Here is a 14476-nt window from a genome sequence, read left to right on the forward strand (position 1 = left end):
CTGGTCTCGCCTCCCTAGCTCAGCAATTGGCGGCAGATGTTGACGAAATCGTCGGTCCAGCCGGTGAGAAGACCGAGCAGGACAAGCCAGACCAACAGCAGGAAGTGCCAGTAAATGGCGCACAGCTCGACGCTCAAACGCATGTCGGCGATCTCGGCGCCGCGCCACACCTTGGCTGAGGTACGGCCCAGGGCCACCAGACCGCCCGTCAGATGCAGCCCATGCACTGCGGTCAACACGTAGAAGAAGGAATTCGCCGGGTTGGACGCCACGAAATATCCCGCAGCCCCGAGCCGTTGCCAGGCCAGGAACTGCCCGGCGAGGAAGATCACGGCAGATGCTCCGCCGGCGAGCAGACCGATCATGACGGTCTCAGTATCGTGGCGGCGCGCGGCCGCGTACGACCATTGCAGCGCGACACTGCTCAGGACCAGGACGCCCGTGTTGACCCACAGCAGCCGCGGTACAGGCAGCGGCCGCCAGTCCACCACGCTCATGCGCATCGAGTAGGCGCTGATGAAGAGGACGAACAATGCGCTCGCGACCGCGAGAAACACGCCAAGACCGACCTTCGCTGCCGGCCAGGTCATGGCATCGCCGCCGGGGAAGTCGCCTGCCGCGCCTTCCTCCAGCCAGGGCTTGGCCGTCAGTCGCTGCTGCGACAGCCACCATCCGGCGATTACCGCAAGCACAGCCAGGAACAGGATGACGGCGCTCACGAAGCAGCTCCTTGAGCGAGCTGCGTCGCGCGCGGCGGCTGGTTCTGCGGAATGAAATCCTCCGCGGCGCCGGGCACACTGTAGTCATAGGCCCAGCGGTACACGACCGGGAGCTCCTTGCCCCAGTTGCCGTGCCCTGGGGGCGTCTCCGGCGTCTGCCACTCCAGCGTCGTCGCCCGCCACGGGTTGCCGCCTGAGACCTCACCTTTGAACAAGCTCCAGACGAGGTTGAACAGGAACACCATCTGGCTGAAGCCGACGGTCAAGGCCACCACCGAGATGAAGGCGTTGAGTGAATGGGCCGAGGACGGGATGAAGGTCGTATCTCCGAGTTCGAAATACCGGCGCGGGACCCCGAGCAGTCCAAGATAGTGCATGGGGAAGAAGATCAGGTAGGCGCCGAGGAAGGTGACCCAGAAGTGAAACTTGCCCATGGCCTCGTTCAGCATCCGCCCCGTGACCTTCGGGTACCAATGATAGATCGCGCCGAGCACGACCATGATCGGCGCCACGCCCATCACCATGTGGAAATGGGCGACCACGAACATGGTATCCGAGAGGGGCACGTCCACGACGACGTTGCCGAGGAAGAGGCCGGTCAGCCCGCCGTTCACGAAGGTGATAATGAAGCCGAGGGCGAACAGCATCGGCACCGTGAGATGAATGTCGCCGCGCCACAGGGTCAGCACCCAGTTGTAGACCTTGATCGCGGTGGGGATTGCGATGATCAGCGTCGTGGTGGCGAAGAAGTACCCGAATTGCGGGAACATGCCGCTCACATACATGTGGTGTGCCCAGACGATGAAGCTGAGCGCGCCGATGGCTACGATCGCCCAGACCATCATGCGATAACCAAAGATGTTCTTGCGCGCATGCGTGCTGATCAGATCCGAGACGATGCCGAAGGCGGGCAGGGCGACGATATAGACTTCGGGATGGCCGAAGAACCAGAACAGGTGCTGGAAGAGCAGCGGGCTGCCGCCGCCATATTTCGAAAGCGTGCCCATCTCGACGAGGGAGGGCATGAAGAAGCTGGTTCCCAGGAGACGGTCGAGCAGCAGCATGACCGAGGCAACGAACAGTGCAGGGAATGCCAAGAGCGCCATGACGGTCGCGGTGAAAATGCCCCACACCGTCAGGGGCAGGCGCATCAAAGTCATGCCGCGCGTGCGCGCCTGCAACACCGTGACCACATAATTCAGCCCGCCCATGGTGAAGCCGATGATGAACAGGATCAGGGACGCCATCATGAGAATGATGCCCCAATCCTGCCCGGGCGTTCCGGAGAGGATTGCTTGCGGCGGGTACAGCGTCCAACCGGCACCGGTGGGGCCGCCGGGCACGAAGAATGTCGAGGCAAGCACCAGGACCGCGAGCAGGTAGACCCAGTAGCTCAGCATGTTCACATAAGGGAAGACCATGTCCCGGGCGCCGACCATCAGCGGGATCAGGTAGTTGCCGAAGCCGCCCAGGAACAATGCGGTGAGCAGGTAAATCACCATGATCATGCCGTGCATGGTGATGAATTGCAGGTACTGATTGGCATCGATGAAGGAGAAGGTGCCGGGGAATCCCAGTTGCAGCCGCATCAGCCACGACAGCACCAGTGCCACCAGCCCGATGGCCGTGGCCGTCAGCGAATACTGAATGGCGATCACCTTGGCGTCCTGCGAGAAGACGTATCGTGTCCACCAGCTCCGCGGATGATAGAGCTCGACCTCAGGTACTTCGGCAGGCGGGATGCCGCGGATTCCTTCATATGGAATATCGACCATAGAAACCTCCTCGGTCGTTTCCATCGGGGGTGAGGCGTTGGCCTCTTGCGCCCGATCTAACTGCGGCGGCAGCTTGCTACTTGCCGCCGGATTGGTACGTCGCCTTCACAACGGCTTGCGCCGGCGATAACTCTGCGAACGTTTTTTGTTGCTCCAGCCAAGCGTGATATTCACCCTCTTCGTCGACGATGACCTTGGCCCGCATCTGATAATGAGCAGCGCCACAAAGCTCCGCACAGAGAACATCGAACGTTCCGGTTCGGATCGGCGTTATCCAGAAATAGGTCACCATGCCTGGAACCATGTCCATCTTGGCCCGGAATTCGGGCACGTAGAAATCGTGCAGGACATCAACCGAGCGGAGGAGGACCTTGACCGGCTTTCCGACTTGAAGGTGCAGGTCGCCGTTCTCGATCACGACATCGTCCTGCGCGTGCCGGTCGTCACGATTGAGGCCCATCGGATTGTCGGAAGCGATGTTGCGGACATCCGATGTGCCCAACTTCCCATCCTTGCCCGGAAGGCGGAAGCTCCACTGCCATTGCTGGCCCATGACCTCGATCTCGGTGGCATCCGCAGGCACCGTCACGAACTGGTGCCAGACCACGAGGCCAGGCGCCAGCATGGCCGCGACGCCGACGCCAGTCCCGACGCTCAGCCACCATTCGAGCCGTTTGTTTTCCGGATTGTAGTCGGCCCGTCTTCCCTCTCTGTGGTGAAAGCGGAAGACGCAGTAAGCCATGAAGGCGATCACGGCGACGAAAACAAAGCCCGTGATCCAGAATGTGATGTTGATGGTGTGGTCGATATAGGCCCAGTTCGTGGCGATCGGCGTCCACCACCACGGGCTGTAGATGTGAAACAGCACCGAGCCGATCGCGACCAGAAGCAGTATCAGTGCGACAGCCATCCTGATCCATCCTTGCCATCGAAGGCTACGGATACGAATCCAGGGCGGAGCTCATGTCTGTCGCGATGGCTGGCCTTTCTTGGCATATGCCATCGCCGGCCTCTTGCCTCGCCCATTCCACTGATCGCGAAATCAAGAGAACGCTCGCGACCATCAACTCTAAGGGCGTCTGCGTCTAAAATGATACCAGCCCAATCCGGCGTCAATAGAGCAATGTGGGTGTCCGAATTGGTGTGATCGCCGTGCTGGCAAACCACCAAGAGCATCAGGTGCGCATGTTTGGGTTTGGGTGATGCAACGCACAAATCCGTGCTGGTGCGCAATTCACCCAACCGTGAGTGCAGCCGTGCTCCGCGCGCGCTAAGCTTGCCAGGCAGGTCGCGACGGGTTCCGTCCGGCCAGGCTCGGTTGCTGAACCTGGGTTGCCGTACCCGACCCATCGCGTTTCCTGCTCGACAGGCGGACACGCGTGGCTGAAGAGCGCGTGTTGTCGAAAACCGCGATTTTCAGCACGGGAGGCTCCGTACATGGCCACTCTGTACTCCCACGACATCAGGCGGCACGCATTCGGCGAAGCGGCCTCCTATCCCATTCGCAAGATCAGCTTGTCCGACTTGACCGAGGCCCTGCGCCTGGGCTGGGACGATTTCCAGGCGATGCCGAGTCACGCGATCGTCGTGTGCCTGATTTATCCCGTTCTCGGTCTCGTCCTGTTCAGGATGGTGCTCGGCTATTCGGTGCTGCCGCTGCTGTTTCCGCTGGCCGCCGGCTTTGCCTTGATCGGTCCTTTTGCCGCGATCGGTCTCTACGAACTCAGCCGTCGTCGCGAGCGCGGCGAGGAGGTCGAAGCATGGGATGCGATCAAGGTGCTGCGCGCACCGTCGTTCGGCGCCATGATAGAACTCGGCGTGCTCCTGCTGGTGCTGTTCGGGGCCTGGATCGGTGTCGCAAACGCAATCTATGTCGCGATCTTCGGCCACGCTGCGGCCGCAAGCATTCCCGACTTCGCAACGCGCGTGCTGACGACACCGGAAGGCTGGTCGCTCATCATCGTCGGTTGCGGTGTCGGCTTCCTGTTTGCGGTTGTGGCATTGTGCGTCAGCGTCGTATCATTTCCGTTGATGCTCGACCGCCATGCGACTGCGATCGACGCGATCCGCACGTCGCTCCGAGCGGTCGCGGCGAATCCGGTTGCAATGGCCGGATGGGGTCTCATCGTGGCGGCGCTGCTCGTGATCGGCTCGCTGCCGCTCTTCGTCGGTCTCGCCGTCGTTCTGCCGGTGCTCGGTCATGCCACCTGGCACCTCTATCGGCGGGTGGTCGAGCCCAATCCGAACCCACCGGACGCACCGCTGCCGCCGCCGAAGGGCAGGCGCTACGCAGCAGACTTTCCGGCCAATCTCTTCCCGTGGAGCCGCGAGGGCGAGCCTTAATCGCGGAACGGCTGCGCTGGGACGCCTGCGCGGAGCATGACAGAGTGACGGCCTACTTCTGCTGCTGCGGCAGGAAGGTCGGGCCGACCGAGCGGATCGGCTTGTTCTCTGAACCCGCCGCGGGCGTGCCGGCGTCCGCCGGCGGTGCCGCCGGTGCCGTGGCCGTCGTCGGAGGGGGCGCGCCCTTCTTGGCATTGGCAGGCTGCGGCGCGCCCTTGTTGAGCCGCTGCTGCTGCATCTTCCTGGCACTTTCCTCGGTGACGATGATGTCGCCCTGCTGCTCGACGCTGGTCTTGTCGTCGGCGGATTTCAGCGCATCCGCCCAGGTCTGGCCTGCCGCCTTGCAGGAGCAGGACGGGTTGAACTCGCTGCGGAATTTGAATGCGGTCGGCAGCGCCGTGTAGGGCTGGCCGCCGATCGAGACCGCCGCGTTCATGTCCTCGCCGGGATTGCGATGGGTGTAGAGCACGGCTTCCGCGGCCGGACACAGCGCCTTGCAGGTCTTCTCGTCGTCGCCGAAGCGCGCCGGCACGGTGGCAAAGGAGATCGGGAAATAGGCGCCGTCGCAGGTGCGCACGCAGACGGTGCGGAAGGTGCCGGATTGCGGGCCGAGATCGGAGGGCGGCATGGCTTGCGGATTGTTCGGGTTGTTGCCGCCGAACAGATTGCTCAGGAAATTGCCGCCGCCTTGCGATTGCGCGGCGTTGGCATATTGCGGCCCGCAATTGTTCTGCGCCAGCGCCATCAGCACCGAGCGGCGCTGGTTATCGCGCTCCGGGCTGGCGCCGCTACCGCCGCGCAGCCGCTCGAGATTGCCGGTGATCTGGTCCAGATTGGCGCGCATCTGCTGGATCTGGGTGTTGACCGGACCGCATTGCGCCTGCTGGCCACCGAACAGCGAGAAGAAGCCGGAGGAATCGCAGCCCATGCGCTTGGCTTGCACGGTGACGCGGTCGAGCTCGGCCTGCTGCTTGGCCTGGGAATCCTGATAGCGGCGGATCTGCTCCTCGCGCGCGGCATCACCCCCGCCGCCGCGATCGAGCGCGGCGAGCTGGGCCTCCAGGCGCACGCACATCGGATTGGGTCCGAGCCCGTTCTGGCCCGGCTGGGGCGGCGGGCCGGCCTGCGCGAGTGCGCCATTGGCGAGCACGACGGTGCCGAGGAGCACGGTGCAGGCAAGGAGGGAACGGGCACGGAAGAGAGAGAGGAATTCAGGCATATCCGCCATTCTAGCGAGGTCACGGCCCAGCGTGATCGTCCAAGTGACTTCCCAAGTGAGTTGGGGGCCGAAGCGCGCCCTCCCAATAGCCGCTTCCTGCGGCATCGTCACGTCGTTTCAGGGGCCGAAGACTGGTCCTAAGGTCCGCCAGCTCCGAGCGAATTCAGCGCTGGCAGGTGATTGCGACATATTCGTCGCAATGGCCATGGGAGCAGTTTGTGCCGGTTTTGGGGACGGAGCCGGTAATTTCGTCGGGGTCGACCCGGCGATAGCTTGATGCCTTTGCAAAATCTCGTGACTGGCAATAGGTCCGCGCGGCGGAGGCGCCGCATGTGTCGCCCTTGGTGTCGCTCTTGGCCAGGCACTGGTCGGCGATGATGAAGACGCGGCTCTCGGCCCACGCCTGAGGTGCTGCAAGGAGCGAGGCGCCAAAAATGAGCGCGAGCAGGGATCGCATGAAAATACCGGGGGCAAAAAATCAGGGAACCGCAGGTTCCAGAATGGGCTCAAATGGTTAGGGGATCATGAACCCTGAAGGCCGGCCGCGCCCTTTGCGGAGGCAAAAACGGCATTTTCGCGGCCCTTGACGCCGGGGCCCGTGGTGGCCCATATGTGGCCGCATGAACGGTCTCCTCGCCATTTGCGCCATTTGCCGCGAGATTACGAGCTAGCGATTCGCTGGCTGGAGCCGTCTTTTCTCAAACACATTGAGAGCCTTGGACGCCCGGCCGAGAGGGATGGGTTGTCATGGAATTGCGTCTTTACGATACGCTGAGCCGGGAAAAGCGCACCTTCGTGCCGCTCGATCCGAACAACGTCCGCATGTATGTCTGCGGACCGACGGTCTACGACTTCGCCCACATCGGCAATGCCCGGCCGGTGATCGTGTTCGACGTGCTGTTTCGCCTGCTGCGCCACCTCTATGGCGAGGCGCATGTCAAATATGTCCGCAACATCACCGACGTCGACGACAAGATCAACGACCGCGCCGCGCGCGATTTTCCCGGCCTGCCGCTGAACGAGGCGATTCGCAAGGTCACCGAGCAGACCGGCAAGCAGTTTCACGCCGACGTCGACGCGCTGGGGGCGCTGCGGCCGAGCGTCGAGCCGCGCGCGACCGAGCATATCGGCGAGATGCGCGAGATCATCGAGCGGCTGGTCGCCGGAGGCTTTGCCTATGTCGCCGAGGACCACGTGCTGTTCTCGCCGCAGGCGATGAATGCGGCCAATTCCGCGCTGCCGCGCTATGGCGCGTTGTCGAAGCGCTCGCTCGACGAGATGATCGCGGGCGCGCGGGTCGATGTTGCGCCCTACAAGCGGGATGCGACCGACTTCGTGCTGTGGAAGCCGTCCAAGCCGGGCGAGCCGTCCTGGCCGTCGCCATCCGGCATCAAGGCGGAGGGGCGTCCGGGCTGGCACATCGAGTGCTCGGCGATGGCCTGGAAGCATCTCGGCGAGCACTTCGACATCCACGGCGGCGGCATTGATCTCGTGTTTCCCCATCACGAGAACGAGGTCGCGCAGACCTGCTGCGCGTTCCACCGCGAGCGCATGGCGAACTATTGGATGCACAACGGCTTCCTGCAGGTCGAGAGTGAGAAGATGTCGAAGAGCCTCGGCAATTTCATCACCATCCACGAGCTGCTTAGGGATTGGCCGGGTGAGGTGCTGCGCCTCAACATGCTCAAGACGCACTATCACTCGCCGATCGACTGGACCATGAAGTCGCTGGAGGAGAGCGCCAGGACGCTCGACGACTGGTATCGTGTCGCGGCCGACGTCGCGCCCGGCGAGCCGGCTGCGCCCGTCGTCGAACCGCTACTCGACGACCTCAACACGCCGCAGGCGATCGCGGCGCTGCACGGCCTGCGCGGCAACGACATCGCCGGTCTTGCGGGCTCGTTGCGGCTGCTCGGATTCCTGTCCGAGAGTGCGGCGCAGTGGGAAGGACGCAAGCAGCAGGCGAGCGGGGTCGATGCCAAGGAGGTCGAGCGTCTGCTCGCGGAGCGGACAGCCGCCCGTAGCCGGAAAGATTTCAAGGAGTCCGACCGCATCCGCGATCTGCTCGCCGCGATGGGCGTTGCGATCAAGGATTCCAGGGATGGCACGACTTGGGAGATCGCGCGATGAAGCGGCCCGACACGCCGTTTCCGCGGCACTGGCTCTATTACATCGCGCTGAAGATCGCGCTGCTCGCCGGCGCGGTGGCGATCGCGCTCAAGCTCTATGGGATGTGGTGAGGACGATGGGACAGACTTTGCCAAAGCCCGCATTGAGGCCTTTCCTCCCAGCGGATGTGCCGATCCTCGCCGCGATCTTCGCCGCCAGCATCGAGGAATTGACCGGCGACGACTATAGCGAGGCGCAGCAGGAAGCCTGGATGGCGGCGGCCGAGGACGAGGAGTTCGGCAAGCGGCTCGCGTCCGACCTGACGCTGATCGCGACGCTGGAAGGCTCGCCCGTCGGCTTCGCCTCACTGCGCGGCAACGATCATATCCGCATGCTCTATGTGCATCCGGCCGTGGCCGGGCAGGGCATCGCGACCATGCTGGTCGACGCGCTGGAGAAGCTCGCCGGCGGCCGCGGCGCCAAGAGTCTCTCGGTCGATGCCAGCGATACCGCGGAGGGCTTCTTCGCCAAGCGCGGCTACACCGCCCAGCAGCGCAACAGCGTCACGATGAACGACGAATGGCTCGCCAACACCACCATGAAAAAGACGCTCGGAGCGGGGCAATGAGCAAGGAGCGTCTCTATCTGTTCGACACCACGCTGCGCGATGGGGCGCAGACCAACGGCGTCGACTTCACGCTGGCCGACAAGCAGGTCATCGCGGCGATGCTCGACGATCTCGGCATCGATTATGTCGAGGGCGGCTATCCCGGCGCCAACCCGCTCGACAGCGAATTCTTCGCGACCAAGCCCAAGCTCAATCATGCGCGCTTCACCGCCTTCGGCATGACGCGCCGGGCAGGCCGCTCGGTCTCGAACGATCCGGGCGTCGCGGGCCTTTTGGAAGCCAAGGCGGACGCAATCTGCTTCGTGGCGAAGTCGTCGGCCTATCAGGTGCGCGTCGCGCTGGAGACCACGAAGGAAGAGAACCTCGCCTCGATCCGCGACAGCGTCGCGGCGGCGAAGGCGGCCGGCCGCGAGGTGATGCTCGATTGCGAGCATTTCTTCGACGGCTACAAGGAAGACGCCGCCTTCGCGCTTGCCTGCGCCAAGGCCGCCTATGAGGCCGGGGCACGCTGGGTGGTGCTGTGCGACACCAATGGCGGCACCATGCCCGATGAGGTCGAGGCCATCGTCAGAGACGTGACGAGGCACATCCCCGGCGATCACGTCGGCATCCACGCCCATAACGACACCGAGCAGGCGGTGGCCAATTCGCTCGCGGCGGTGCGTGCCGGCGCGCGGCAGATCCAGGGCACGCTGAACGGCCTCGGCGAGCGCTGCGGCAACGCCAATCTCTGCTCGCTGATCCCGACGCTGAAGCTGAAAGCGGGGTTTGCCGAGGCTTTCGAGATCGGCGTCACCACGGAGAAGCTGGCGACTCTCGTCAAGGTGTCGCGCACGCTCGACGACATGCTCAACCGCGTGCCGAACCGGCATGCGGCCTATGTCGGCGAGAGCGCCTTCGTCACCAAGACCGGCATCCATGCCTCCGCCGTGCTGAAGGATCCGCAGACCTACGAGCATGTCTTGCCGGAGCTGGTCGGCAACCACCGCAAGGTGCTGGTGTCCGACCAGGCCGGGCGCTCCAATGTCATCGCCGAGCTCGACCGCGCCGGTATCTCTTATGAAAAGAGCGATCCGAAGCTGACGCGTCTCGTCGAAGAACTGAAAGAGCGCGAGGCGGCCGGCTATGCCTACGAATCCGCCAACGCCTCGTTCGAGCTCCTGGCGCGCCGCACGCTCGGCAAGGTGCCGCATTATTTCGAGGTCGAGCAGTTCGACGTCAACGTCGAGCAGCGCTACAATGCGCTCGGCGAGCGCGTCACGGTGGCGCTCGCGGTGGTCAAGGTCGACGTCGCCGGCGAGCATCTGATCTCGGCCGCCGAAGGCAACGGTCCCGTCAACGCGCTCGACGTCGCGCTGCGCAAGGACCTCGGCAAGTACCAGAAATTCATCGAGGGCCTGACGCTGATCGACTATCGCGTCCGTATCCTCAATGGCGGCACCGGCGCGGTCACGCGCGTGCTGATCGAGAGCGAGGACGAGAACGGCGATCGCTGGACCACGGTCGGCGTGTCCCCGAACATCATCGACGCCTCGTTCCAGGCGTTGATGGATTCGGTGATCTACAAGCTGGTGAAGTCGGGGGCGCCGGCTTAGACGGGCGCGACCACAAACACCGTCATTGCGAGGAGCGAAGCGACGAAGCAATCCAGACTGGCTCCGCGGAAAGTTTCTGGATTGCTTCGCTTCCGCCGTCGCTCGTCGAGCTATGGCGGACAAGTCGCTCGCAATGACGAGGAGAGAGGGGAGCGCGACCAATGATCGATCACATCTCCGTCGGCGTCAGCGATCTCGATCGCGCCGCGAAATTCTACGAGGCGACGCTCGCCGCACTCGGCCTCACGCGCCTCGTCACGCGGCCGCGGACGGTCGGGTTCGGCAAGGCCTATCCGGAGTTCTGGATCAATCTGCGCGAGGGCATGCCGCCGGTCGCGCCGGAGAGCGGCGTGCATATCTGCCTGCGGGCGAAAACCACGGCCGAGGTCGATGCGTTTCACGCAGCGGCGCTGTCCGCTGGCGGCGCCTCCGACGGCGCACCGGGCATCCGCCCGCACGATCGCGTGCGCTATTACGCCGCCTTCGTCACCGATCCCGATGGCAACCGGATCGAGGCGGTGACGTTCCCGGCAGAGTAGGCGTTACAACTTACGCGCCACTTCCGGCGCGAGATCGCGCTGGCTGTCGGGAATCTGCGCAGCTGCAGAGCGCAGCCGCGGGATGATCTCCTCGACCTTGTCCGCCTTGAGGATGTCGACCGAAAGGCCGGCGCGGATGAACTCGGTCTGGCGCATGTGGTACACCAGCGAGAGCAGCGGCTCCCAGAAATTATCGATGTTGGCGAGCAGCACGGGCTTGGCGTGACGGCCGAGTTGCTGCCAGGTCAGCTGCTCCACCAGCTCCTCGAGCGTGCCGAGCCCGCCGGGCAGGGCCACGAAGGCGTCGGAGCGCTCGAACATCAGCCGCTTGCGCTCGTGCATGTCGGGCGTGACGACCATCTCCTGCACCCGCGTCAAGGCGTTCTCGCGCATCCGCAGGAAGTCAGGGATGATGCCGGTGACCATGCCGCCGTGATCGAGCACGGAGGTTGCGACCGCCCCCATCAGGCCGAGCGAGCCGCCGCCATAAACGAGGCGGATCTTGCTTTCCGCCAGCGCTCTGCCTAGCGCCTTCGCCGCTGCGATGAAGTTGGGGTTTGTTCCAGGGCCGGAGCCGCAATAGACACAGACGGTTTTGATCGTGCTCATTGGTGCCATGATGCATTGCAGCGAAGTGGCGTCAAGCCCAAACGGTGATTCGGTACTTCCGGGAATCTACCGGTAAATCGCGACAAACGATCCAGGATTCGCCATCTGGCGGGGTGCGCGGGCATCGGGAAGGCTCTATATGACGGGCGAAAATCGTTAATCGCAGTTGCGCCCGCACCCGGCGGGCTTTCAGGTTTCTTGATGGACCAACCTCAATCGTTCGACGGCGCCGACGTTCCTGATCCTGCTGCGGCAGGACCGCAGGCCGGGGCCACGCTGATGGGTACGCTCGCGCATCTGTGGCCCTATATCTGGCCGGGCGACCGCTTCGACCTGAAGATGCGGGTGGTCTGGTCGCTGGTGCTGCTGCTCGCCGCCAAGCTGATCACGCTCGCGGTGCCGTTCAGCTTCAAATGGGCGACGGATGCGCTGACGGGCGCCAACACCGCGCCGGTCGCGGCCGACAATTGGCATCTCTGGGTGATCGCCTCGCCTTTGCTGCTGACCGCGAGCTACGGCGTGATGCGCATCCTGATGGCGGTGCTGACGCAATGGCGCGACGGCATCTTCGCCCGCGTCGCCATGCATGCGGTGCGCAAGCTCGCGACCCTCACCTTCATCCACATGCACGAGCTGTCGCTGCGCTTCCACCTCGAGCGCAAGACCGGCGGTTTGACGCGCGTGCTCGAGCGCGGCCGGGAGGGCATCGAGGTCATCGTGCGCATGGTGATCCTGCAGCTGATCCCGACCATCGTCGAGGTCTCGCTGCTGCTGGCGGTGCTGCTCTGGCAATTCGACTGGCGTTACGTGGTCGCGACCCTGATCACGGTCACGCTCTACATGTACTACACCTATATCGCGACCGAGTGGCGGATCGGCATCCGCCGCAAGATGAACGATTCCGACACCGAGGCGAACACCAAGGCGATCGACTCGCTGCTCAACTACGAGACGGTGAAGTATTTCGGCGCCGAAGCGCGCGAGGCGCAGCGCTACGACAAATCGGTCGAGCGCTACGAGGAGGCGAGCGTCCGCACCTATACGTCTCTCGCCGTGCTCAATACCGGACAAGCCGTGATCTTCACGCTGGGCCTGACCGCAACCATGCTGATGTGCGCGATCGGCGTGCGCAACGGCACCAACACGGTCGGCGATTTCGTGCTGGTCAATGCCATGATGATCCAGCTCTACCAGCCGCTGAACTTCATGGGCATGGTCTATCGCGAGATCAAGCAGGCGATCATCGACATCGAGAAGATGTTCGGCGTGCTGGGCCGCGAGGCCGAGATCAAGGATGCAGATGGCGCGAAGCCGCTGGTCGTCTCCGCCGGCACGGTGCGCTTCGAGGACGTGCACTTTGCCTATGAGCCGACCCGCCCGATCCTGAGGGGCATCAGCTTCGAGGTGCCGGCCGGCAAGACCGTTGCCATCGTCGGCCCCTCCGGCGCCGGCAAGTCGACCATCTCGCGGCTGCTGTTTCGCCTCTATGACATTTCCGGCGGGAGGATCCTGATCGACGGCCAGGACATCCGCGAGGTCACGCAGGCCAGCTTGCGCGCATCGATCGGCATGGTGCCGCAGGACACGGTGCTGTTCAACGACACCATCCGCTACAACATCCGCTATGGCCGCTGGGACGCCGGCGATGCCGAAGTCGAGGAGGCCGCCCGGCTGGCGCAGATCGACCACTTCATCCGCATGGCGCCGAAGGGCTACGAGACCCAGGTCGGCGAGCGCGGCCTGAAATTGTCGGGCGGCGAGAAGCAGCGCGTGGCGATCGCGCGCACGGTGCTCAAGGCGCCGCCGATCCTGGTGCTGGACGAGGCGACCTCGGCGCTCGACACCCACACGGAGCACGAGATCCAGGGGGCGCTCGACCGCGTGGCCAAGAACCGCACCTCGCTGGTGATCGCGCATCGGCTTTCCACCATCGTCGGCGCCGACGAAATCATCGTGCTGGACCAGGGCCGCATCGCCGAGCGCGGCACTCACGCGAGCCTGCTCGCGCAGGGCGGGCTCTATGCCAGCATGTGGAACAGGCAGCGCGAGGCCGAGGCGGCCCGCGAGAAACTGGCCAAGATGGCCGACACCAATGCCGCGCCCAACCGGGAGCCGCCGCCGGTCGACGACATCCTGACGACGCCCGCGGCGGCGGAGTGACCTTGTCTCCGGTCCCAAGTCTGGCCTAAACAAGCCCGCGCGACGACCCGTGCCATCAACCCCGAACGGCAGATAGCGATGTCCATTCTCGATTCGATCCAGCGTCAGATCCCGCCGATCCACAAGGAGGGCTATCCCTTCATCGGCGGCTTCGCGGTGGCGAGCCTGATCCTGTTCTGGCTGTGGTCGCCGCTGGGGTGGATCGGCACGGTCCTGACCGTGTGGTGCGCGCTGTTCTTCCGCGATCCCGTCCGTGTGACGCCGGTGCGCGAGGGTCTCGTGGTGTCGCCGGCCGACGGGCGCGTCTCGATGATCACCATGGCACTGCCCCCGGCCGAGCTCGGGCTCGGCGACCGGCCGCTGCCGCGCGTCTCGATCTTCATGAGCGTGTTCAATTGCCATGTGAACCGGGCGCCAGTGGCGGGCAGGGTGGACCGCATCGCCTATCGGCCCGGCCTCTTCATCAACGCCGAGCTCGACAAGGCGAGCGAGGACAATGAGCGCAACTCGCTGGTGATCACGACGCCGACGTCCCGGATCGGGGTGGTCCAGATCGCTGGCCTCGTCGCCAAGCGCATCGTCTGCTTCGTCAGGGAGGGGCAGGCGATCGGCGCCGGCGAGCGCTTCGGCCTGATCCGCTTCGGCTCCCGCCTCGATGTCTACCTGCCCGTGGGCACCAAGGCGCTGGTCTCGGAAGGGCAGACCGCGATCGCCGGAGAGACGATCCTGGCCGACCTTGCCGGCGACGACCCGGGCCGCGCGTTCCGCGCCAATTAACCA

At 64.3% G+C, this 14476-nt stretch carries 13 protein-coding genes; 7 read left to right on the forward strand and 6 right to left on the reverse strand.

All coding sequences use genetic code 11. From position 1 onward, the window contains the following. Positions 1-14: 14 nt before the first annotated feature. From AB7M16_RS35185 to AB7M16_RS35195, 3 genes are all read right to left on the reverse strand, one after another. A complete protein-coding gene (locus AB7M16_RS35185; protein WP_453946781.1) occupies positions 15-719 on the reverse strand; it encodes a cytochrome c oxidase subunit 3 in 705 nt (234 codons plus the stop codon). Next, a complete protein-coding gene (locus tag AB7M16_RS35190; RefSeq protein ID WP_453946782.1) occupies positions 716-2494 on the reverse strand; it encodes a cbb3-type cytochrome c oxidase subunit I in 1779 nt (592 codons plus the stop codon). Before AB7M16_RS35190 ends, AB7M16_RS35185 begins: the two co-directional genes overlap by 4 nt. Before the next feature lie 76 nt (positions 2495-2570). Beyond that, complete coding sequence (locus AB7M16_RS35195; protein WP_172788085.1) at positions 2571-3404, reverse strand: cytochrome c oxidase subunit II; 834 nt, start codon at positions 3402-3404, stop codon at positions 2571-2573. 527 nt (positions 3405-3931) lie between these two features. On the opposite strand from AB7M16_RS35195, the gene AB7M16_RS35200 reads away from it, so the two are divergent. After that, the gene (locus AB7M16_RS35200) at positions 3932-4837 is read left to right on the forward strand and encodes a DUF2189 domain-containing protein (protein ID WP_439363390.1); all 906 of its coding nucleotides are present in this window, start codon (positions 3932-3934) and stop codon (positions 4835-4837) included. 52 nt (positions 4838-4889) lie between these two features. Here the strand turns inward: AB7M16_RS35200 and AB7M16_RS35205 are convergent, their stop codons facing one another. Together AB7M16_RS35205 and AB7M16_RS35210 are read right to left on the reverse strand one after the other, a co-directional pair. Further along, positions 4890-6065 (reverse strand): DUF2865 domain-containing protein, encoded by a 1176-nt coding sequence (locus tag AB7M16_RS35205; protein ID WP_453946783.1) that lies wholly within the window; start codon positions 6063-6065, stop codon positions 4890-4892. A 154-nt stretch (positions 6066-6219) separates the two neighbouring features. Beyond that, complete coding sequence (locus AB7M16_RS35210; protein ID WP_172788088.1) at positions 6220-6513, reverse strand: hypothetical protein; 294 nt, start codon at positions 6511-6513, stop codon at positions 6220-6222. Positions 6514-6803: 290 nt separating this feature from the next. Here AB7M16_RS35210 and cysS point away from each other — a divergent pair, with 290 nt between their 5' ends. The 4 genes from cysS (at position 6804) to AB7M16_RS35230 (ending at position 10927) form a co-directional block, all read left to right on the forward strand. After that, positions 6804-8186: a cysteine--tRNA ligase gene (cysS, locus tag AB7M16_RS35215; protein WP_453946784.1), complete on the forward strand. Its 1383-nt coding sequence runs from the start codon at positions 6804-6806 to the stop codon at positions 8184-8186. A gap of 115 nt (positions 8187-8301) precedes the next feature. After that, complete coding sequence (locus AB7M16_RS35220) at positions 8302-8793, forward strand: GNAT family N-acetyltransferase (RefSeq protein ID WP_260383262.1); 492 nt, start codon at positions 8302-8304, stop codon at positions 8791-8793. Next, entirely contained in the window at positions 8790-10388 is a 1599-nt protein-coding gene (cimA, locus tag AB7M16_RS35225) for a citramalate synthase (protein WP_172788091.1), read from the forward strand. Before AB7M16_RS35220 ends, cimA begins: the two co-directional genes overlap by 4 nt. A gap of 161 nt (positions 10389-10549) precedes the next feature. Further along, positions 10550-10927: a VOC family protein gene (locus AB7M16_RS35230; protein ID WP_172788092.1), complete on the forward strand. Its 378-nt coding sequence runs from the start codon at positions 10550-10552 to the stop codon at positions 10925-10927. 3 nt (positions 10928-10930) lie between these two features. On the opposite strand, the gene AB7M16_RS35235 is transcribed toward AB7M16_RS35230, so the two are convergent. Continuing rightward, positions 10931-11536, reverse strand: a complete 606-nt coding sequence (locus AB7M16_RS35235; protein ID WP_172788093.1) for an LOG family protein — start codon at positions 11534-11536, stop codon at positions 10931-10933. A 201-nt stretch (positions 11537-11737) separates the two neighbouring features. On the opposite strand from AB7M16_RS35235, the gene AB7M16_RS35240 reads away from it, so the two are divergent. Together AB7M16_RS35240 and AB7M16_RS35245 are read left to right on the forward strand one after the other, a co-directional pair. Continuing rightward, a complete protein-coding gene (locus AB7M16_RS35240) occupies positions 11738-13696 on the forward strand; it encodes an ABCB family ABC transporter ATP-binding protein/permease (protein WP_453946786.1) in 1959 nt (652 codons plus the stop codon). Between the two features lie 54 nt (positions 13697-13750). Then, positions 13751-14473, forward strand: coding sequence for a phosphatidylserine decarboxylase (locus AB7M16_RS35245; protein WP_257187591.1), 723 nt, complete (start codon positions 13751-13753; stop codon positions 14471-14473). Positions 14474-14476 lie beyond the last annotated feature (3 nt).

The organism is Bradyrhizobium sp. USDA 372, assembly GCF_053629095.1.

Bases quoted from the DNA above. Each gene is read 5' to 3' on its own strand.
- AB7M16_RS35190 (WP_453946782.1), bottom strand. From the start codon at position 2,494: ATGGTCGATATTCCATATGAAGGAATCCGCGGCATCCCGCCTGCCGAA.
- AB7M16_RS35195 (WP_172788085.1), bottom strand. From the start codon at position 3,404: ATGGCTGTCGCACTGATACTGCTTCTGGTCGCGATCGGCTCGGTGCTG.
- AB7M16_RS35200 (WP_439363390.1), top strand. From the start codon at position 3,932: ATGGCCACTCTGTACTCCCACGACATCAGGCGGCACGCATTCGGCGAA.
- AB7M16_RS35205 (WP_453946783.1), bottom strand. From the start codon at position 6,065: ATGGCGGATATGCCTGAATTCCTCTCTCTCTTCCGTGCCCGTTCCCTC.
- AB7M16_RS35210 (WP_172788088.1), bottom strand. From the start codon at position 6,513: ATGCGATCCCTGCTCGCGCTCATTTTTGGCGCCTCGCTCCTTGCAGCA.
- cysS (WP_453946784.1), top strand. From the start codon at position 6,804: ATGGAATTGCGTCTTTACGATACGCTGAGCCGGGAAAAGCGCACCTTC.
- AB7M16_RS35220 (WP_260383262.1), top strand. From the start codon at position 8,302: ATGGGACAGACTTTGCCAAAGCCCGCATTGAGGCCTTTCCTCCCAGCG.
- cimA (WP_172788091.1), top strand. From the start codon at position 8,790: ATGAGCAAGGAGCGTCTCTATCTGTTCGACACCACGCTGCGCGATGGG.
- AB7M16_RS35230 (WP_172788092.1), top strand. From the start codon at position 10,550: ATGATCGATCACATCTCCGTCGGCGTCAGCGATCTCGATCGCGCCGCG.
- AB7M16_RS35235 (WP_172788093.1), bottom strand. From the start codon at position 11,536: ATGAGCACGATCAAAACCGTCTGTGTCTATTGCGGCTCCGGCCCTGGA.
- AB7M16_RS35240 (WP_453946786.1), top strand. From the start codon at position 11,738: ATGGACCAACCTCAATCGTTCGACGGCGCCGACGTTCCTGATCCTGCT.